Source organism: Laceyella sacchari (assembly GCF_024927925.1).
GTDB classification, from domain to species: domain Bacteria; phylum Bacillota; class Bacilli; order Thermoactinomycetales; family Thermoactinomycetaceae; genus Laceyella; species Laceyella sacchari.
Map to the genome: position 1 here is coordinate 2,848,274 of NZ_CP103866.1, position 20,423 is coordinate 2,868,696.

Annotated in this window: 19 protein-coding genes; 7 read left to right on the top strand and 12 right to left on the bottom strand. The window is 50.4% G+C overall.

What is annotated here, in order from left to right; genetic code table 11:
* Nucleotides 1-55: 55 nt before the first annotated feature.
* Both NYR52_RS13950 and NYR52_RS13955 read left to right on the top strand, forming a co-directional pair.
* Entirely contained in the window at nucleotides 56-2,131 is a 2,076-nt protein-coding gene (locus NYR52_RS13950; RefSeq protein ID WP_259435852.1) for a carbon starvation CstA family protein, read from the top strand.
* Between the two features lie 13 nt (nucleotides 2,132-2,144).
* Nucleotides 2,145-2,357, top strand: a complete 213-nt coding sequence (locus NYR52_RS13955) for a YbdD/YjiX family protein (RefSeq protein ID WP_022737057.1) — start codon at nucleotides 2,145-2,147, stop codon at nucleotides 2,355-2,357.
* 60 nt (nucleotides 2,358-2,417) lie between these two features.
* Here NYR52_RS13955 and NYR52_RS13960 read toward each other — a convergent pair whose 3' ends face one another.
* From NYR52_RS13960 to NYR52_RS13990, 7 genes are all read right to left on the bottom strand, one after another.
* The gene (locus NYR52_RS13960; RefSeq protein ID WP_259435853.1) at nucleotides 2,418-2,681 is read right to left on the bottom strand and encodes a twin-arginine translocase TatA/TatE family subunit; all 264 of its coding nucleotides are present in this window, start codon (nucleotides 2,679-2,681) and stop codon (nucleotides 2,418-2,420) included.
* 163 nt (nucleotides 2,682-2,844) lie between these two features.
* The gene (locus NYR52_RS13965) at nucleotides 2,845-3,189 is read right to left on the bottom strand and encodes a hypothetical protein (RefSeq protein ID WP_022737059.1); all 345 of its coding nucleotides are present in this window, start codon (nucleotides 3,187-3,189) and stop codon (nucleotides 2,845-2,847) included.
* Between the two features lie 145 nt (nucleotides 3,190-3,334).
* Nucleotides 3,335-3,988 (bottom strand): amino acid ABC transporter permease, encoded by a 654-nt coding sequence (locus NYR52_RS13970; protein ID WP_132221158.1) that lies wholly within the window; start codon nucleotides 3,986-3,988, stop codon nucleotides 3,335-3,337.
* A gap of 15 nt (nucleotides 3,989-4,003) precedes the next feature.
* Complete coding sequence (locus NYR52_RS13975) at nucleotides 4,004-4,663, bottom strand: amino acid ABC transporter permease (protein ID WP_375163154.1); 660 nt, start codon at nucleotides 4,661-4,663, stop codon at nucleotides 4,004-4,006.
* A 127-nt stretch (nucleotides 4,664-4,790) separates the two neighbouring features.
* Complete coding sequence (locus tag NYR52_RS13980) at nucleotides 4,791-5,636, bottom strand: transporter substrate-binding domain-containing protein (protein ID WP_132221162.1); 846 nt, start codon at nucleotides 5,634-5,636, stop codon at nucleotides 4,791-4,793.
* Between the two features lie 72 nt (nucleotides 5,637-5,708).
* Nucleotides 5,709-6,455 (bottom strand): amino acid ABC transporter ATP-binding protein, encoded by a 747-nt coding sequence (locus tag NYR52_RS13985; RefSeq protein ID WP_132221164.1) that lies wholly within the window; start codon nucleotides 6,453-6,455, stop codon nucleotides 5,709-5,711.
* Nucleotides 6,456-6,720: 265 nt separating this feature from the next.
* On the bottom strand, nucleotides 6,721-7,389 hold the full coding sequence (locus NYR52_RS13990) for a TetR/AcrR family transcriptional regulator (protein ID WP_132221166.1): 669 nt from the start codon (nucleotides 7,387-7,389) through the stop codon (nucleotides 6,721-6,723).
* A 104-nt stretch (nucleotides 7,390-7,493) separates the two neighbouring features.
* Between NYR52_RS13990 and NYR52_RS13995 the strand changes: the two genes are divergently transcribed.
* Nucleotides 7,494-8,660: a DUF418 domain-containing protein gene (locus NYR52_RS13995; protein ID WP_259435855.1), complete on the top strand. Its 1,167-nt coding sequence runs from the start codon at nucleotides 7,494-7,496 to the stop codon at nucleotides 8,658-8,660.
* Nucleotides 8,661-8,724: 64 nt separating this feature from the next.
* On the opposite strand, the gene pruA is transcribed toward NYR52_RS13995, so the two are convergent.
* Nucleotides 8,725-10,269, bottom strand: coding sequence for an L-glutamate gamma-semialdehyde dehydrogenase (pruA, locus tag NYR52_RS14000; RefSeq protein ID WP_132221170.1), 1,545 nt, complete (start codon nucleotides 10,267-10,269; stop codon nucleotides 8,725-8,727).
* 453 nt (nucleotides 10,270-10,722) lie between these two features.
* Between pruA and NYR52_RS14005 the strand changes: the two genes are divergently transcribed.
* The 3 genes from NYR52_RS14005 (at nucleotide 10,723) to NYR52_RS14015 (ending at nucleotide 12,813) form a co-directional block, all read left to right on the top strand.
* Nucleotides 10,723-11,490, top strand: coding sequence for a DUF2935 domain-containing protein (locus tag NYR52_RS14005; protein WP_022737068.1), 768 nt, complete (start codon nucleotides 10,723-10,725; stop codon nucleotides 11,488-11,490).
* Nucleotides 11,491-11,583: 93 nt separating this feature from the next.
* Entirely contained in the window at nucleotides 11,584-12,324 is a 741-nt protein-coding gene (locus NYR52_RS14010) for a YheC/YheD family protein (protein WP_259435856.1), read from the top strand.
* Nucleotides 12,325-12,423: 99 nt separating this feature from the next.
* Nucleotides 12,424-12,813 carry a DUF2512 family protein gene (locus tag NYR52_RS14015; protein WP_054096248.1) on the top strand — a complete coding sequence of 130 codons (390 nt, stop codon included), beginning with the start codon at nucleotides 12,424-12,426 and terminating at the stop codon, nucleotides 12,811-12,813.
* A gap of 51 nt (nucleotides 12,814-12,864) precedes the next feature.
* Here the strand turns inward: NYR52_RS14015 and NYR52_RS14020 are convergent, their stop codons facing one another.
* The 3 genes from NYR52_RS14020 to NYR52_RS14030 form a co-directional block, all read right to left on the bottom strand.
* Nucleotides 12,865-14,646, bottom strand: coding sequence for an acyl-CoA dehydrogenase FadE (locus NYR52_RS14020; RefSeq protein ID WP_211341906.1), 1,782 nt, complete (start codon nucleotides 14,644-14,646; stop codon nucleotides 12,865-12,867).
* Between the two features lie 78 nt (nucleotides 14,647-14,724).
* Complete coding sequence (locus NYR52_RS14025; RefSeq protein WP_132221175.1) at nucleotides 14,725-15,906, bottom strand: acetyl-CoA C-acyltransferase; 1,182 nt, start codon at nucleotides 15,904-15,906, stop codon at nucleotides 14,725-14,727.
* A gap of 20 nt (nucleotides 15,907-15,926) precedes the next feature.
* Nucleotides 15,927-18,302 (bottom strand): 3-hydroxyacyl-CoA dehydrogenase/enoyl-CoA hydratase family protein, encoded by a 2,376-nt coding sequence (locus NYR52_RS14030; protein WP_259435857.1) that lies wholly within the window; start codon nucleotides 18,300-18,302, stop codon nucleotides 15,927-15,929.
* A 525-nt stretch (nucleotides 18,303-18,827) separates the two neighbouring features.
* Here NYR52_RS14030 and NYR52_RS14035 point away from each other — a divergent pair.
* The gene (locus NYR52_RS14035; RefSeq protein ID WP_375163206.1) at nucleotides 18,828-19,811 is read left to right on the top strand and encodes a ketoacyl-ACP synthase III; all 984 of its coding nucleotides are present in this window, start codon (nucleotides 18,828-18,830) and stop codon (nucleotides 19,809-19,811) included.
* A gap of 106 nt (nucleotides 19,812-19,917) precedes the next feature.
* Here NYR52_RS14035 and NYR52_RS14040 read toward each other — a convergent pair whose 3' ends face one another.
* Nucleotides 19,918-20,304 (bottom strand): hypothetical protein, encoded by a 387-nt coding sequence (locus tag NYR52_RS14040; RefSeq protein WP_022737075.1) that lies wholly within the window; start codon nucleotides 20,302-20,304, stop codon nucleotides 19,918-19,920.
* Between the last annotated feature and the right edge of the window lie 119 nt (nucleotides 20,305-20,423).

The window sequence follows — 20,423 nt, forward strand, 5'->3', positions numbered from 1 at the left end:
TATATAATTAGAATAAAATCTCTATTTTAACACTGCTCTCTTGAGGAGGTAGGGTATGATCCGTTCTCGTTGGCTTTCTTATCTGCTATGGACAGGCATCTCTGTGCTTGGCGCCGCCGCTTTCGCCATCCTTGCACTACAACGCGGTGAATCGGTCAACGCCATCTGGCTACTGACGGCTGCCATCTGCTCTTATGCCATCAGCTACCGCTTTTACAGCCGTTTTTTGGCCAGAAAAGTATTTGAATTGGACGACAATCGCAAAACGCCAGCCGAGGTTCACAATGACGGCAAAGATTTCGTCCCCACCAACAAATGGGTCTTGTTTGGGCACCACTTCGCAGCAATCGCTGGCGCCGGCCCGCTCGTCGGTCCGATCTTGGCCGCGCAAATGGGATATCTACCAGGCACCCTGTGGATCATTGTCGGGGTCGTAATCGGTGGCGCCGTGCATGATTTTATCGTTCTCTTCGGTTCCATGCGCAGAAACGGAAAATCCATCGGCGACATCGTCAAGGAAGAGATCGGGCCCGTCGGGGGCTTCACCGCCCTGATCGGCATTCTCGGCATTCTGATCATCTTACTCGCCGTGCTGGGCTTGGTAGTCGTCAAAGCGCTCGCCGACAGCCCTTGGGGCATGTTCACCATCGCCATGACCATCCCCATCGCCTTGTTCATGGGCGTTTATATGCGTTATTTGCGGCCGGGGAAAGTGCTGGAAACCTCATTGATCGGATTTGCCTTGCTCCTACTTTCTCTCTATCTGGGGCAATGGGTGTCCACCCATCCGACGCTAGCCGCCTACTTCACCCTGGAAGGCACCACCATCGCTTGGCTCATGATTATTTACGGCTTTATCGCTTCTGTTATCCCGGTTTGGTTATTGTTGGCTCCCCGCGACTATCTGAGCACCTTCCTGAAAGTGGGCACGATCTTCGCGCTGGCCTTCGGTATTTTGCTTGTACTTCCTGATTTGCAAATGCCCGCCATCACTAAATTTATCGACGGCACTGGCCCCGTGTTTGCCGGCGACCTCTTCCCGTTCGTCTTCATCACCATCGCTTGCGGCTCCATCTCCGGGTTTCACGCCCTGGTGTCATCTGGCACCACTCCCAAAATGATTACGCGCGAATCCCATGCGCAGATGATCGGCTTCGGGGGCATGCTGATGGAGTCACTCGTCGCGGTGATGGCACTGATCGCCGCCTGCCTGCTCACACCAGGCGTCTACATGGCCATGAATAGCCCGGCAGCCATCATCGGCACCGACGTAGCCTCCGCTGCTGCTACGGTTTCCAAATTCGGCGAAGTATTCACGATCACACCGGCCGACCTGCAAAATTTGGCCAACGACATCGGTGAACAGTCGATCTTGTCACGCACGGGCGGCGCCCCCACCTTGGCAGTTGGTATTGCGACCATTTTCTCCAGCGTGATCGGCGGAAAGACACTCATGGCCTTCTGGTATCACTTCGCCATCTTATTTGAAGCGGTGTTCATCCTGACGACAATTGACGCCGGCACACGGGTCGGCCGTTTCATTTTGCAAGATCTGCTGGGGCATTTCCATCCCAAGTTAGGAAAAACAGACTGGTATCCCGCCAACATCATGGCCAGCGGTCTGGTCGTGGCCGGATGGGGTTACTTTTTGTACCAGGGCGTAATTGACCCACTGGGCGGCATCAACACCCTGTGGCCGCTATTCGGCATCGCCAATCAGATGTTGGCGGTTGTGGGATTGGTGGTAGGCACGACGATTCTCATCAAAATGGGTAAAGCGGTGTATGCTTGGGTTAGTTTTGTTCCGCTCGTTTGGCTCACAACGGTGACGATGACCGCGGGGTGGCAAAAACTATTCCATGACTCCCCCTCTGTCAGTTTCTTGCAGGCAGCCGATAAATACGAGCAGGCAATCGCTTCCGGACAAGTGCTGGCACCGGCCAAATCCATTGCAGAGATGGAGCGCATCGCGTTCAACAACCACATTGACGCGGTGATGACCATCCTCTTCATGGCCTTGGTGGCAATCATCATTTTCGATGCGGTGCGCGTCTGGTACAAAGTGCTGGTCAAGCGAGAAAACCTTCCGCTGAAGGAGGCACCCTATATCCCACGCCAACCTGGAGTATAAGGGAGGGAAAGTCATGGAGAAACAAGCGACTTGCCCAATCTGGCTTAAAATGTTGAAAGCGCTGGCATCCTATCTGAACGGCATGGCCGGGGTACCAGACTATGAGCGGTATCTCGCGCATTTTCACAAGCATCATCCTGGAGAAACCCCACTTACCGAAGCGGAATTCCATCGTCGGGCCACCGATGAGAAATATGGCGGCGGGAGCATTCGCCGGTGCTGTTAAACAAAAAGCCAGACGGCCATATGGCTGTCTGGCTTTTTGTTTGCCGGCGCATCAGATCCCTTAGTTAGTTTGCGGCTTCACTTCTTCTTTCTTCACTTCTTCTTTCTTCACTTCGGCTTTAGCGGAAGCAGGTTCCGTCACAGTCGCCTCAATTGCCTGAGGCTTCTCTTTTTTGTCGTCATCATCCATCAAGCCATTGGTCGCGTTTTTAAACTCGCGAATCGACTTGCCAAGGGCTCGTCCCAAATCCGGCAACTTCTTCGGCCCAAACAGAATCAAGGCCACGATAAAGATCAGAATCCACTCGATCCCATTGATGCCCATGATTTCCCTCCTTCCGGCAAAAAAGATCGGGCACATGCTCAGTTGTATTATACAGCTATTTGCCACCAATAGAAAAGAAAAGCCTATTTTCCCCTCGCACTGGGCTTTTCCTTTTAAATCTTCACCTAAACAAAAAAAGCACTGTCCAACAGCGCTTTTCACATCAACCCACGCTTTTGTCCATCAGCTTGGACAACTCCTTTTTTTGCTCCGGCGAGCAGAGCGCCAACGCTTGCATGATCTTAGATTGCCATTCTTCCTCTCGTGCCAGCTGTTCATCAAATGTTTGTTGCCGATGTTGCATCGACGCGATCTCCTGCTTGATCTCCTTCATGTCCTTTTCCAATCCGACCCAATGTCGCTCCCACTTCTCCAAACGCTGTTCCAACCGCACCATATCTTCATGCATCCGGTTCATGTCCGTCTTCAACTGCTCCACGCTCGCTCCTTGGACATCTAATCGTTCAAGCACCGCATAGATGAGCGATTTGATCTCCTCCATAACCATCAGCCCCAACCCTCTTAGTTATTCTCTTACGCTTCTCTTTTCTATCATCAACCTTCTACAAAAGCCTTGTTACCGATCGGCTCCTTCCCAACCCGCACGACAATCTCATGTATATTATATAATAACCTGAATATCCAAAATATGTCTATCCTGCTAATTTTTTCTCCAACTGTCTGCTTGCTTGCGAGAGACCATAATTGATCACAAAATAGACCAACGACACAAAAATCAGCAATGGAACGGTCATGTTGTAATAACGGCTGTACACGATTTGTGCGTTATGCATCAATTCGGGCAATGAAATGGCTACCGCCAGTGAAGTATCTTTCAATAATGAGACAAATTGGCTCACCATCGGCGGTATCATGCGTCGCAATGCTTGCGGCAACACAATGTGCCACAAGGTTTGCACATAAGTCAAACCGGAAGCCCGCGCTGCCTCGATTTGCCCCTTATCAACCGAATTTAGGCCACCGCGCACGATTTCCCCGACCAGCGCTGATGTGAAAATGGTCATGCTGATGATCACCGATATGGTGATCGGCAATTCCCAGCCCCATTCTTTGAAAGCAAAAAAACCGAAGAAAATGATCAACAAAAGCGGGAGGTTGCGAACCGTTTCAATATATAGTGCCGCCAAGTGGGACAACACGGGTATTTTGGTGTAGCGTAGCGTCCCCAAAACAATGCCGCAGATGAAACTAAACAAAATTGAAAACAAGGCGACTTCCAAGGTGACCAACAGCCCGTCCAGCAATGTCTTCATGATGTCGGCGCGCGTCAAGAAAGAAAAATCCATCGCTTCCCCCTCCATCTAACTTGATTTCCTGCCCAGCCAACGTCGTTCTAAAAAATGGACCAACAGACTGAGCGGAACAGTGAGCAGCAGATAAACGACGGCAACAAAAAGATATACGGGCGTCACATCGGCTTCCGTCGTCGCCACATCGGTGAAATACATCAGTTCTCCACCCGCGATCACCGCCAACACGGACGAGTTTTTCACCAGATTGATAAACTGGTTGCCAAGCGGCGGGACAATCAGCTTAAACGCCTGTGGCAAAATAACGTACCACATCGCCTGGACATAAGTCATTCCCGACGACCTGGCCGCTTCCATCTGTCCGCACGGCACGGATTGAATTCCGGCCCGAATCACTTCTGCAATATAAGAACTGGTGTAAATGGACAATCCAATCGTCCCCACCGCAAACTGTGAGAGCTTGATCCCCACCGCAGGCAAAGCGAAAAAGACAAAGAAAATCTGCGCGACGAGGGGGGTGTTGCGGATGAACTCAACATACGCCGTTCCAAAACCAGCCAACGCCTTAACACCGGAGATGCGCAACACGGCAATCACCGTACCTAAGATCAGGCTGAAGACCAGTGCGAACAAACTAACGGAAATCGTTGTCCACAACCCATCATAGAACTCTTGCTGATAAAACTCCAAAAAACTGAAATCCACCTGCACACCACTCCTTTCTCATTCCCGCTCGGCTGAAAGCAACTTTCACATCATTTCAGCGGAAAAGGATGTTTTCCGAACACAGATCAGTGACACCGTTGGAAAACATCCTTTCCTTCCTTTGCTCCCGCTTCTATTTCCCAGGCGAAGCTTGTACCGCCTGTCGGGGCAGATCTTTAGGCGGCGCTTGTTTAAACCACTTCATGTACAGATTGGCATAGGTACCGTCCGCGATGATTTGATCGAGAAATTGATCGACATAAGCTTGTAGCTCAGTCGCCCCTTTTTTCAAGCCAATGCCGTAAGGCTCTTTGGTGAATTGGCCCCCAACCAATTTGAAATTAGGATCTTGTTGTTGCATACCCATCAATATACTGTCATCCGTGGTCAAGGCGTCCACTTGACCCGCGCGCAAAGCAGTAAACGCATCAGCATAATTTTCGTACAATTGAATTTGCGCGCCAGGCTCCACTGACTTCAGGTTATTTCCGCTGGTCGCCCCTTTGGCCGTGGCCACTTTTTTCCCTTTGGTATCATGCACTGTTTTGATGGAACTGTTGTTGGGAACAAGCAACGATTGACCAGCCATGAAATAAACGCGGGAGAAATCGACTTCTTTTTCTCGTTTCTCCGAAATCGTCATTGTAGCGCAGATCAGATCGATGTCTCCGCCATTGAGCAGCTTGATCCGCGTTTTGGAATTCACTTCTTTTAACTCCAACTTGGACTCATCGCCCAGCATGCGCTTAGCCAACTCTTTCATCAAGTCGATTTCAAACCCTTTGACCTGTCCGTCCGCAGGATCTTTATATCCAAACAGGTACGTATCGTATTTGACACCGGCAACCAGCTTTCCACGTTGCTTAATCTGTTCGAGCGAGTTGTCATCGGTTCCCTTTCCTCCACCGCCGGTTCCGTTGCAAGCGGCGCCAAACAACGCCAAGGCGACGATCAGTAAAAGAGCGCACCATTTGCGCATGCCAATCTCCCCTTTTCATGTGCCTTCTCTCCACTCCACTGTTCCTATAACACGTCCTGCCCCACGCGTGGCTCAATGTTTTAAGATTTTGCTCAAAAAGATTCGTGTCCGCTCTTCTTTCGGGTGATTGAAAAATTGGTCAGGAGTAGCGTCTTCCAAGATACGGCCCCCGTCCATAAAAATAATCCGGTCGGCCACTTCACGGGCAAATCCCATCTCATGTGTCACCACAACCATGGTCATCCCTTCATTGGCCAGCGTTCGCATCACATCCAACACTTCACCGATCATTTCGGGGTCCAGTGCCGATGTCGGTTCATCAAACAGCATGATCTTTGGCTTCATGGCCAACCCACGGGCAATAGCCACGCGTTGTTGCTGTCCGCCTGACAACTGAGACGGATAGCTGTTCGCCTTTTCCGGAATGCCCACTTTGGCCAAGTATTGACACGCGATGCGTTCCGCTTCCTCTTTGGGCATTTTGCGCACTTTGCGGGGTGCCAACGTAATGTTTTCCAACACTGTTTTATGCGGATACAAATGAAAATGCTGGAACACCATACCAATTTCTTGGCGCAAGCGATTGATGTCCGTTTTTTTGTCCTGCACATTGCATCCATCCACAATCAGCTCTCCGTCCGAGATCGTCTCCAACTGATTGATACAACGCAACAACGTGCTTTTGCCCGAACCACTCGGGCCCAAAATGACGACCACCTCACCGGCTTTGATCTCAAGATGGATATCGCTTAAAACTTGAAAGTCGCCATACCATTTATTCACTCCCTTAAAACGGATGATGGCTAATCCCCCCTTCATTGCAAAAACAGCAGCAATATTCAATCCTTTATTCCGGTCACCCGGTTATGCTTTCATCTTACATTGAAGGCTTCAAAAAACATCAAATCGCTACAATAAGTTACAATTCGCCGCCATTTCTTTTTTCCATGGCAAATAATAAACCCCGAACCCCACCTGCACGGGTGAGATTCAGGGTCTTCCGCAGTGTGATGAAGGAGGCATGCCAATGCCAACCCAGTCGCTCGCGAGGCGTAATGTGAACGTCACCATCCCTCCTCTTTATTCAGTTGAGCAAACCTAATCGATATGATTTTAAAGCCTTTGAGATCTCCTCCATCACAAAATGATCCTGGCTGTCCCTGTAAAGAAACAAAGGTTCCAGATGATGCGTCAAAATGGCGTCAATCTTGGCTGGCGGAAACTTGTCCGGTCGGAGAATGCTATGTATTGCTAATCCGTCTACCAACGCATACAGCCGCTCTGTCTCCAAATCAAGGTCAAGATCAGGTTTTAATAAGTTCACCTGCGTCAGCAAGCGTAACGCTCCCCGAATAATTTGGTGCAAGTCTTCATACATCTCTTCATTCAGCGGCTGTAGCTCAGGATCATGCAGCGCCTTGGCTGAAAACGAATGCCACACTTCCACTTCCAATTGCCTGTCCTCATCCAATGGGATGAACTGCTCCAGCAACAGCTTGAGGTCATTGAAGGGAACTCCCGTGTAAGGGATGGTTTCCAACCGATGCGCGATGCGGTCAATCAGATGCTTGGTGGCAAACACGAACAGCTGCGACTGGTTGGAAAAATAATAGCGCATCGAGCTGACCGGCAATCCCGCTTCTTTGGCAATGTTGCGCACAGTGCATTGCTCCAGCCCTTCATTACGAATGACCCGCCAAGCAGCTTCCGCGATTTTCTGTTTTTGTTTTTCGTGATCCACTTTTTTTGGCATGACCTGATTATAGCATACTTGATTTATTTAGCACAATTGTGCTAATGTTTATTCAGTACTATCGTACGAAATAAAACCAAAGGATTGGAGAGGAAGCATAAAAGATGGCACACGCCAAGCGAATCAAAACGCTGGATATTTTGCGGGGGTTGGCGATCTTAGGCACATTGGGGACCAATATCTGGCTCTTTGCGTATTTGGGTGACTTAAATTATCTTTTAACCTTTACCCATAACGAATGGTGGTCCTCAGCAGACACGTTTTTGCGCATCTTGATGCTTGCTTTGGTCAACGGAAAATTGCTCGGTTTGTTAGCAATCATGTTCGGTATCGGATTAGAGTTGAAATATCAACAAGCGCAGCGATTGGGACGCCCCTGGCCGGGCATGTATATATGGATTTCACTCATTTTGCTGTTGGAAGGGTTTCTGCACTTCACCTTGGTGATGGAGTACGACATTTTGATGTCCTATGCCGTGACGGCGATGTTAGTCGCCTTCATCGTCAAGGGGGGAGAAAAAGTCATACGCATCGCCATGATCGTCTTCGCGGTCATTCACGCTTTCTTCATCGGCTTCGTCAGCTTGGGGGTGCTGTCTCATCAAGTCAACGCCGACACAATGTCCACTCCCCAAGCAGTGCTCACCCTCTATCAAAGCGGAACCTGGTGGGAACAGGTGCAATATCGGCTCAGTGATTTTTGGCTTCTGCGCCTCGAAGCGATCTACGCCATTCCTTACAACGCCCTTCTGTTTTTGATCGGTGTCAAATTGATGCGAAAAGGGGCCTTCCAAGATGACGTCAACGGACGGAACCTGCGGAGAAAATTGATGAAAATCGGTTTGCTCGTCGGCTTGCCTCTCAATATGTTGTGGTTTGTTCCTGGCGGTTATTTCGACTTTCCGGTGCGATATCTATTCGCCCCGATTCTGTCGCTCGGTTACATGGGGTTGATCGGGTGGTTGGTAGACAAATTTCGTTCCTTGTCTCTGTGGGGCTTCTTGGAGAACACAGGTAAAATGTCTTTGAGTTGTTATGTATTGCAGAATATCGTGTGCTCCATTTTGTTTTACGGATGGGGATTTGGCTTGGGCGGCAATCTCAACTCACTTGCGGTCATCGTCATTTGGATCGCGGTCTGCCTGTTTCAACTGCTTTTCGCCTGCTTATGGCTCCGACGCTTTCCCATGGGACCGATGGAAACCGCCCGCAAGGTGCTGACCGGATTGCTGGAGAAAGAAAAACAGACGGAAAAAAGCTTGCGCGCCTGATTGCGGGGCGATACGACAAATAAGCCGCCGGGTCGATGCCCGACGGCTTGTTCTTTGCACAAGCTTACAGTGCTTCGGATACCAATTTTGCTTGGGTGAACAGCAACAGGTAGTCACGGCCACCTGCTTTGGAGTCCGTACCAGACATGTTAAATCCGCCAAACGGATGAACACCTACCAGCGCACCCGTGCACTTACGGTTGAAGTACAGGTTACCCACGAAAAATTCTTCGCGTGCGCGTTCCAAGTGCATGCGGTTGCGGGAGATGACGGCACCGGTCAAACCGTAATCGGTGTTGTTGGCAATTGCCAAGGCATCCTCAAAGTCTTTCGCTTTGATGAACGCCACCACCGGACCGAAAATTTCTTCTTGGGCAATCCGTGCATCAGGTGCCACATCCGCAAACACGGTCGGCTGGATGAAATAACCGTTTCCTTCGGCTTTGCCACCGCCAGCCATCAGGCGGCCTTCTTGTTTACCGATCTCAATGTATTCAAGGATTTTGTTGTATGCTTTGTCATCCACAACCGGACCCAAGTCAATGCCCAAGGTTTGTGCTTCGCCAACGTTAAGTTCTTTCGTTTTGGCAACCACTTTTTCCAACACTTCATCATACACATCTTGGTGGATGATGGCGCGAGAGCATGCGGAGCATTTTTGGCCGGAGAAACCAAATGCCGACTTCACAATGCTGTCTACTGCCAAATCGATGTCGCAGTCACTGTCTACTACGATGGAGTCTTTTCCGCCCATTTCAGCCACTACGCGCTTAATCCATTTTTGGCCTGGCACGGTTTTGGCCGCCAACTCGTTGATGCGCAAGCCGACTTCACGGGAACCGGTGAAGGAGATGAAACGGGTTTTCGGATGGGTCACAAAGTATTCTCCCACTTCTCTGCCTGGTCCTGGTACATAGTTGACTACACCATCAGGCAGGCCAGCTTCTTTGAGGATCTCCATGAATTTGTAAGCAATCACGTTGGTTGGGGTCGCTGGTTTCAGCACGACGGTGTTCCCTGCCACTACTGCGGCGGTGGTCATACCTACTGTGATCGCGAGCGGGAAGTTCCATGGCGGAATGATCGCACCCACGCCAAGCGGGATGTAGTAAAGGTTGTTGTCTTCGCCCGGCAATGGGGTCAGCGGTTGACGTTCGCTCAAGCGAATCATTTCACGGCCGTAGAACTCCATGAAATCAATCGCTTCCGCTGTATCCGCATCTGCTTCTGGCCAGCTTTTGCCCGCTTCCAATACCATCCAAGCCGAGAATTCATGCTTTTTGCGGCGCAGGATGGCAGCAGCTTTAAACAGCACACGCGCGCGTGCTTCCGGGCTCACTTTTTTCCAGCTTTCAAAAGCGGTGAGAGCCGTTTGCATCGCTTTTTCAGCCAATTCGGTATTGGCTTCGGACACAATCCCGATCACTTCATCCACATTGGATGGGTTGATCGATTTTACTTTGCGATCGGTTTTGATGTGCTCGCCGCCGATGATGATGTCATATTCTTTGCCCAGCTCAGACTTCACTTTGTTTAAAGCGGTTTCAAAAGCGCGACGATTAGCTTCTTGGGAAAAATCCGTAAACGGTTCGTTGCGGTACTCGATCATTTCATAACCTCCTATAGCTTGATCGTTCCTTGATAGTGTAGCCCACTACCCACCCTACCATGAAACGACGGGCAAAACGAGCCTTGTTTATTTTTATTTCAAACTATATAATAAAAAGACCTTTTCACCTAATACTATACAATAATAAAATTCCAAATGAAAGTAAGAGTTCCTTTAACCTGTGACCGCTCCAATTTAAGCACCCATCAATAAAAAAGGCTGGCTCCCCATCAAGGCTGTCGCTTCCACTTTTCACTCACCCTCTTATTCCATTTTCCTCCATCCGGTATTCCATCAAACCAATTCGCTCTCTCCACAAAATAATATTATCATCTGTCTTTAAAATTTTATAATCATGCAATAAATTGCATAAACATTCGCTTTATTCCCGCGACTACTGCCCATTTTCTCCGCATAACATGGTACGGAAATCGCATGCAAGGAGGAACAAACATGTCCGATATCAAACAGGCCACACATTTTGAACAGCGGTTTTGGCTGGCTGTGTTGCGGGATCATTGCCAATTCATTCTTGATGCACTCGGCCCCTCCGAGGAGAAAGAAATCGCCCAAGCGCAGGCGCTGTTGCAACGGTTTACCCATTTGGCTGACCACACCCCCTTTGACCTAAACGCGTCACAGGAAGCCGCTCAATCGTTGAGAGAGCTGAAACTCCATCTTTTGCGCCGCTTGTTAACCGAATCCATCACCTTTCATTTGCCGCCAACCTTCATCAATCATATGGTGAACGAAATCGATGAGTATCTACGCATTTTGGGATGCCTGATCAACAATCAAGTTCCGCCCCTTGAGCATCCCTTGCACCACCACCTGCTTTGGTTGCCCGACGCGGCCGGACACGCGGAAGGGATTCAAATCAATACGGATGGTACGGAAAAAGAATTTAAACGCAAACAACGCTATTTCATTAAAAAATTTGAGGAATTTTACATAAAAGCTATCGAGTTAACCGGGTATTTACGCACCCAGCTGGCTCATTTCCCCGCCTTGTCCCGTTTTAACAAGGAAGTGGATTTGGAGATCCGAGTGTTTCAATCATTTTTGCGAGAGGTAGAAGAGCTTCGCCTCAGCAACAAGTTGTTGGGCACCCTCGCCCCGCTGATGGCCGACCACATGTACAGAGAAGAATGCTATTATCTGCATAAGCTGGCACAAGTATCAGAAATTAAAAAACCCCGTTGCCGCCCAATAGAAAATTAGGCGGGCCCCCTAGTCATTCCACCACACTTCATGTTCCTCCCCTCATAGGATATAGCAATACCAATATTCTCTTAGGGGAGGAACATAACCGCCATGGACAAAATCATAAGCAAGCAGCATAACAAACGATTGCTGCAACAAGACCCTCTCTTGGCTCCCCACCTACCCAAGACGCTCCCCCTCACTTTGTCCAACCTCGATGACATGCTAAAACGGTACGCTTTTGTTTATTTGAAACCGGATAATTCCTGCCAAGGCAAAGGGTTATTTCGTGTCGACCGCCTCGACCCTTTCCATTACGCCTTGCGTTCACGCGAAGAGCACCGCCCCCGTGTCTACCAATCCCTTCACACCCTATACACTGATCTGCTCAAACATAAAATGCGCCGTCGCTATTTGATTCAGCGCGGAATCCGCAGCCAGACATTAACTGGGCAAATGGTAGACATCCGCGTGCACTTGTCCCGTGTGCACGGCAAGTGGGTGGTGGCAGGGATCGTCGGACGCGTCGCACCCCATCGCCGGATCGCCACCAACGCCTACAGCGGCGGGAAATCTGTTCATGTCTATCCCCTCCTGACCAAAGGCATGGGATACACACACCACGCCGCGCTGGCGACCATTGACGACATGATCACGCTATCCCGTCGGGCTGTTGCGGTCATGACCGCCCGTTATCCCAAATGGCCGGAATATGGACTGGATATAGGCATCGATGGCAATGGTCACCTGTGGATCTATGAAATTAATATCAAGCCGGGCGGTTTGGTGTTCAAAAACTTAAGCGCCAAAGCGTATAGGCGGATTCTGCTGATGCACCGCCTGGCTCGCTGACGAGGAATTGGGCGATTGATTCTGTCTGGGGAACGGGTATAAGGTACTTTCATCCGTGGCATGATAGAAGGAGATGACAAACGCAAGGGGCGAAGGTTGATGAGCCATCCGTTTCAGTTATTAGTGAAATTCATTTATACCAGTCTCATTCTCTACCTCATATTGGGCTTTGCCTATCATGTCCCGACCGCATGGATTTTGCTCACCAGCATTGCCTTGACTTTATCGGGCTATGCAATGGATGTCTATCTCCTGCCGCGGATCGGCAATCTGTTTTCAACCCTCTCCGATTTATTTGTGAGCTTCACTTTGGTCTGGTTGATCGGCACCTACACATTTGATAGCGACATCGGACTGCAATTGTATAAGCTTCAAAACATCCCGCTTTTTCAGCTTTCGCTGACGGTTTCCATCATCTATAGCGCGATTGAATGGTTCTTTCACCGCTGGATCCATCGTCTGAGCGGAAAGGAAGAAATTTTTCCGTAAAAAAGCAACCCCCAGCCTTGGGCCGAGGGGTTGCTCTTTTTTCTCGTTCAATTATACAACGTATTTTTCCGCATCCAAGATGCGCGCAGCAATGGTCCGTTTCAACGCCACTTCGTTCAGCGGTTCGAGGCGTGTGAGTCTCTTCAGGATAGACAGTTGCGTACGCAACACATCTCCCTCTTCCAACGCTGCCAGGGTGTGGCGAGCGAACGATTCCACCCGCTGGAACGATTCGTAGATGAACGCGCGAGTCAAATCGATTTTGGCTTGCTCTTTGTCTTCGCCATTTTTGGAGATGGCTTTTTTGGTGCGCAACAGCGCGCTTTCCATAGCGAACGTCTCAATCGCGATGTCTGCGATGTCACGCAGAATCTCTTGTTCTTTGTTCAATTCGGCCTCGTATTTTTGCACGGCCAAGCCTGCGACCATCAGGAAGACCTTTTTGGCGTTTTCCACCAGATGCTCTTCCGCTTCCAAAGCAGGAGCGTCTTCTTCTGGGATGTATGGCATCATGGACAGCAGCTCTTCTTGAAGTTCCATTCCCGCTTGCAGGAGCGGCAGCTCGCCTTTCATCGCTTTTCTCATCAAGGTCGCCGGAATGAGCAAGCGGTTGATTTCGTTGGTTCCTTCAAAGATGCGGTTAATCCGCGCGTCACGGTACATGTTTTCGATCTCATACTCATTCATGAAGCCGTAACCGCCGTGGATCTGTACCCCTTCATCCACCACATAGTCCAGCACTTCCGAACCGAACACTTTGGCGATAGAACACTCAATGGCGTATTCTCCGATCGCTTCAGCAACAGCTGCACCTTCAGCGTCTTCTACACCTTCCAGTCCGGCGTCAAACATGCCGCCCACCCGGTAGGCCAAGCTTTCCAACGCGTAAATTTTGGTAGCCATCGTCGCCAACTTCTCACGAATCAAGCCGAATTTGGCAATCGGAATATTAAACTGTTTGCGCTCTTTAGCGTATTTGGCGGAGATCTCCAATGCCCGCTTAGCCGAACCCAAAGTACCTACAGCCAGTTTATAACGGCCGATGTTCAGGATGTTGAAGGCAATTTTGTGCCCTTTGCCTACTTCACCGAGCAGGTTTTCCACAGGCACTTGCGCATCTTGCAGGATCAGTGTCCGCGTGGAGGAACCTTTGATCCCCATTTTCTTCTCTTCCGGACCGACGGATACGCCCGGGAAATCACGCTCAACGATAAAAGCGGTAAACTTGTCGCCATCTACTTTGGCGTACACGACAAATACATCAGCAAAGCCGGAGTTGGTGATCCATTGCTTTTCACCGTTCAAGATGTAATGCTTGCCGTCCGGGCTTAACACTGCAGTGGTTTTAGCTCCCAGCGCGTCGGAACCGGAACTCGGCTCGGTCAAGGCGTAAGCGGCGAACTTTTGTCCCGTAGCCAAGCCGGGCAGGTATTTTTTCTTTTGTTCTTCATTACCGAAGAACACAATCGGCAACGTACCGATTCCGACATGAGCACCGTGGGACAAGCCGAAAGCGCGACCCAGGGAGATCTTTTCGGTAATGAGGCTGGAGCTGATTTTATCCAAGCCGAGTCCGTCGTATTTCTCCGGCACATCGGCACCAAGCAAACCCAATTCGCCCGCTTCGCCCAAGAGGCGCACCGTGTGCTCAAATTTGTGCTCTTCGATTTCGTGCAACACTGGCCACACTTTATCTTTAACGAAGTCTTCTGTTGTTTTGGCAATCATCTTTTGCTCTTCGTTAAACTCTTCCGGAGTAAACACATCTTGCAAGTCCGCCTGTTCCAGCAGAAAAGCGCCGCCTTTTACTTTTTTATCCGCCACTTTTGTCATCCTCCCATAGTCAAAGTGAATATAAGATATGCTGGCGTTTGCCGGCGCCGTGCTGTCGCGCCGGCATGGTTGTCTGTGTTACGAAACCCGTTCAATCAAGCCGGCCGCGCCCATACCGCCGCCGATACACATGGTTACGATTCCGTATCTTCCATTTCTCCGTTCAAGCTCGTTTATGATGGAAACAGTCAGCTTCGCTCCGGTACATCCCAGCGGATGGCCCAACGCAATGGCACCACCGTTGACATTGACGATCTCCGGATTGATGCCCAGCTCCCGAATCACCGCTACCGCTTGCGAAGCAAATGCTTCATTCAGTTCAACCAGGTCGATCTCATCCAAGGAGACTCCCACTTTGTCGAGCAGCTTCGGTACAGCTGCCACCGGTCCGATTCCCATGATCTCCGGAGCTACTCCGCCCAAAGCGAACCCGCGGAAAATGGCTAGCGGCTTCACACCCAATGCTTCCGCTTTCTCACGGGACATGATGATTACCGCTGCCGCGCCGTCACTGGTTTGCGATGCATTTCCCGCGGTCACCGTGCCATTCACATGGAAAACGGGACGCAGCTTGCTGAGTGTTTCCAAGTTGGTGTCCGGACGAACCCCTTCGTCGGTGTCAAACACTCGCTCCGTAAACTGCAACTTGCCTTTGGCATCGAAGGAATGTTCTTTCACCGTGATCGGTACGATTTCGTCTTTGAATTTGCCCGATTGGATGGCCGCATACGCTTTTTGATGGCTGGCGAGCGCAAACCGGTCTTGGTCTTCACGGGTTACATTAAACCGCTTCGCCACTTCCTCGGCCGTGTGTCCCATGGACATGTACGCCTCCGGCAAGTGCTCCATCAAATAAGGGTTGGGTGCTGGCTTGTAGCCACCCATCGGCACCATGCTCATGCTTTCCACGCCACCGGCGATGATGATGTCGGCGAAACCGGCCATGATTCTCTCCGCAGCGATTGCAATCGTCTGCAAACCGGAAGAGCAGAACCGGTTTACTGTCATCCCCGGCACATCGTTTGGCAATCCGGCACGCAAAGCGACGAGCCGAGCCATGTTCATGCCTTGCTCTCCTTCAGGGAAAGCACACCCCAACACCACATCTTCAATCTCTTTCGGGTCCACCTGCGGGACGCGGCGCAATAAATCTTTTACCACCTCTGCGGCCAAGTCATCTGGGCGGGCATGTTTCAAAGACCCTTTCCCCGCTTTGCCGACCGCCGTTCTCGCCCCGGCGACAATCACAGCTTCACGCATAATCTTTCCTCCTTCTCCCTCTAGTTGCGCAACGGTTTGCCTTTTTTCAACATGTATTGCATCCGCGCCTGCGTTTTCGGCTCCCCGATCAAGCTGAGGAACGCCTCCCGCTCAATATCAAGCAGATATTGCTCGCTCACCAAGGTTCCTTCCGGCACGTTGCCTCCGGATAAGACAAACGCAAGCTTATCTGCGATTTTATAGTCATGTTCGGAGATGTGGCCGGATTTCAGCAGGCCGTAAGCACCCAATTTCAAGACGTTGTACCCCGTTTCGCCGACTACGGGAATCATGCGCGGCTTCGGAGCTTGGTAACCGGCTTTATATAGACCCAGGGCGACTTGTTTCGCATCGTGGACGAGATGGTCGCGATTGGCGGTGATGCCGTCATATGCGCGAAGGAACTTATACTTCCGCGCTTCCAAGGCGCTTGTCGACACTTTGGCCTGACCGATAGCCATAAAGATGTGATTAACCAGCGGTTGCAACGAGATGCGATCTTTCGGATCAACCCCTTCCGTCCAGCGCAGCAACATCTCTTTGTTGCCGCCGCCACCCGGAATGAGACCCACGCCGACTTCCACCAATCCCATATACGTTTCTCCCGCCGCTTGAATGCGATCGCAAGGCAGACACATTTCTACACCGCCACCCAGCGTCAAGCCGTACGGAGCAGCCACAACCGGACGATCCAAGGTACGCAGGGAACCCATCGCGTTTTGGAATTGGCGCACCATCAGATCGAGTTCAAACCAGTTTTGATCTTGCGCCTCCATCAGCATCATCATGATGTTGGCCCCGACGCAGAAGTTGGCAGCTTCCGCCGAGATGACCAATCCCCGGTAATTGGCGGCTACTTCTTTGACGGCAGCGTTGATCATGGAGATCACATCTGCACCGATGGCCTGCTTCAGCGGATGCAATTCCAGGCAGGCGATGTCGTCCCCGATATCGATCAAGCTGGCCCCGCGATTGCCTTTGATAAGCTTGCCTTGCTCTTTTAAGCGAGCGAGGGAAATCACTTTTTCGTTTTCTTCCACTTCACCCCACTTGCCGCCGATATGGAAGGAATGCCGCTTGCCTTCCTTCACTTCGTAGAAGCGGGTGTTTCCGTCCGCAATCCACGCCTCTACCCAAGCCGGAATGGTCTCTCCTTCTTCTTTCATCCGTTCTACCGATTTTACCAATCCGATCGCATCCCAGGTTTCAAAGGGACCCAAATCCCAGTTGAAGCCCCATTTCATCGCTTGGTCCACACTGACGATGTCACCGGCGATCTCTTCCAAGCGCTTGGCGGAATACAGCAACACTTTCTTAGTGATGGTCCAAGCCAATTTGCCCGCCACATCGTCGGCGTACACCAGTGCTTGCAATTGCTCCGGCAAGCTTTTAGCCTTCTTGGCCTGCTCCAATGAGCGCGTTTTCAACTTCTTGCGCGGACGATACTCCATCGTCGCCAGATCCAATGCGTGAATCTCTTTTCCGGACTCGGTTTTCACTTTCTTATAGAAGCCTTGGCCCGCCTTTTCACCCAGCCATTTTTTCTCCACCATCTGTTTCAAGACGGGGGATACTTCAAACGCTGCTTTCTCCTCTTCATCACTCGCGTTTTCATGGACATTGCCTGCCACATGCACAAAGGTATCCAAGCCGACCAAATCCAGTGTGCGGAACGTGGCGCTCTTGGGACGGCCCATTGCCCGTCCGGTTACGTCATCCACTTCATCCGGCCCCATGCCCAGATCGACCATCGCTTGCAAGGTGATCTGTAAGCCGTAGGTACCGATGCGGTTGGCGATAAAGTTTGGCGTATCTTTGCAAAGGACAACTCCTTTGCCCAGCACCTCTTCGGCAAAGTGTCTCATCTCTTCAACAATCTGAGGATCTGTATCGTTTCCGGGAATGATCTCCAACAACTTCATATAGCGGGGCGGATTGAAAAAGTGTGTCCCCAAAAAGTGGCGGCGAAACGCTTCGCTTCTTCCTTCCACCATCTTATTGATGGAAATGCCAGAAGTGTTAGAACTAACTACCGTTCCCGGTTTCCACACTTTTTCGAGGCGTTCGTATAAGCCCTGTTTGATAGCGAGATTCTCCACAACCACTTCAATGATCCAATCAACTTCTGCCAATCGGTCGAAATCATCTTCCATGTTGCCGATTTCAATCAGTGCCGCTACGTCCTTGGTATAGAGCGGTGCAGGCTTCTCCTTGAACAAGCGCTCTTTTCCTGCTTGCGCCAACCGATTGCGTTCTTTCTTATCCTTGCTCTCCACCGACTCGCGAGGCACGATGTCCAAGAGCAAGGTGGGGATGCCCACATTAGCGAGATGGCCGGCAATGGCTGCCCCCATGACGCCTGCGCCCAAGACTGCCGCTTTTTTGATGCGTGCCAACGATGATTCCTCCTCTCAAAGTCCGCCCCTCATCTGAATGAACAGTCATTCATTAAGAGGTCTGAAAAAAACCCCTCCAACCGGATAGAGTTTCGAGTAAGCGTTATCATTTAGAAATGGGTAAATTTTATATCATTTAATAATATTATTTCTCTGTTTTTTTCATGCGTCAAGGGGCTAATAAAAATTTTTTGCCAATTTCTTTTCTGAATAAACAAAAACCCTTGCCGCTGAAGGTATATCCTCTTTCCCCAAAACATCATCTCTTTGGTGTATCTGGCAAATCAAGTGGACGGGAAAGAAGCGGCAAAATGATGAACATGGTTTTGATGCGCTGACCTATTCATCAGACACGCCCTAGTAAAATCAGCACGAACATCCCACACCTCCTATCGGTTTAGCGGCTTGTCGCACACCTTGGAAAGGCCCCTTTTCCTTTGCACAGGAATGAGGTATACTCGGCGTATAAATTATAACCTGGTACTAATATAAGGTACTAATACCAAGTATCAAGGAGGCCCCATGATGCATTCCCTAGCGAAAATCACCGGCATTGGTACACATGTGCCAGAAGAGCGGCTCACCAATGCCGATTTGGAGCGAATGGTTGACACCTCTGATGAGTGGATCGTCCCCCGCACCGGCATCAGAGAGCGGCGCGTCTCGGCACCTGATGAATGGTCAAGCCATCTGGCAATCAAAGCGGTGGACAATATGTTGGCACGTTATCCAGTCACCTTGAACCAGGTCGATCTGATCTTGGTCGCCACTGCGACGCCTGACACCACTTTTCCAAGTGTCGCCTGCCAGATCCAAGACCATTATGGGCTGCCCGACACAGGAGCCCTTGACATCTCTGCCGCTTGCGCGGGTTTTGTCTACGCCCTTCACCTCGCCAATGGCATGATCACATCAGGGCTTCACCGCAAAATCCTCGTCATCGCCGCAGAAACACTGACCAAAATCACAGACTACACGGATCGCAACACCTGCATCCTGCTGGGTGATGGCGCCGGCGCAGTCATGGTTGAAGCCTGTCCAGCCGACCAAGCGAGTTTTATCCACACCCGCATGACAACAGACGGATCAGCGGGCATCCATTTGTACAAAAGCGACCTCGCCACCCATATACGGGGGCAGGAGATCATCAAAAACGGATACATGATCCAAAACGGACGAGAAGTGTTTAAGATCGCCGTCAGCACCTTGTCGCGCGAAATCCCGCTCTTGTTGGAACAAACAGATTACACGCTTGACGACATTGATTGGTTTGTGCCACACAGCGCCAATTTGCGCATCATTGACGCCGTCTGTGGGCGGCTTGATTATCCGACCGAAAAGACCCTGTTTAGCGCGGAGTATTATGGCAACACCTCGTCTGCTTCGATTCCGCTGGCATTGCAAATGGGAATAGATGAAGGCAAAGTGAAACAAGGGGATTTGTTGTTATTGTCCGGCTTTGGAGGAGGATTTGTTCACATGAGCTCACTGCTTCGCTGGACCGCGTGAAGGCGTCAAGCGTGGAAACAGAGCACAAAAAAAAGGGGTTCTACCTGTTTGGTAAGACCCCCTCTCTCTGGCGCGCTTTCCTGAATCTGCCCATCCAATCCCTTCCTTACGCTTGTTGCACCCGCGAAGGTGACGTCCGCGGCCGCAAGGCAGGTGTTTGTGGGATGTACTTTTTCATTTGCTGAAACGACAAAAAGACCCACCACAGATAATGAATCAAACAAAAAACAATGGCGTGTATCCACCATTCCATCTGCGGCAAGATGTCTATCGCAATCAAGTAGGAAGGCAAGATGGCCCATTGTGCCTTTTCGCCAACTGCTTCCGCCATATCCCAATAGTACACCTCTTCCACCCGATTCACTCGGTCACGATAGGCCAGTTTCAGAAACGGACGGACACAGTTGTAATAGAAAAAGCCGGGGATTCCCAACAATCGGCGATTCGCGGCCATCATCAGATAGGTCAGGATGATGAGCAAGAGATAGGTCATGTGATCACCCCGATGCGAAAGTTATTATTTAAAATAGTACTATACACTCTTCTTTGTTTTTGACTGATTTCCTGCTTTAATCCGTTAATTTCACACCGATTCCAACACATTTATAAGAA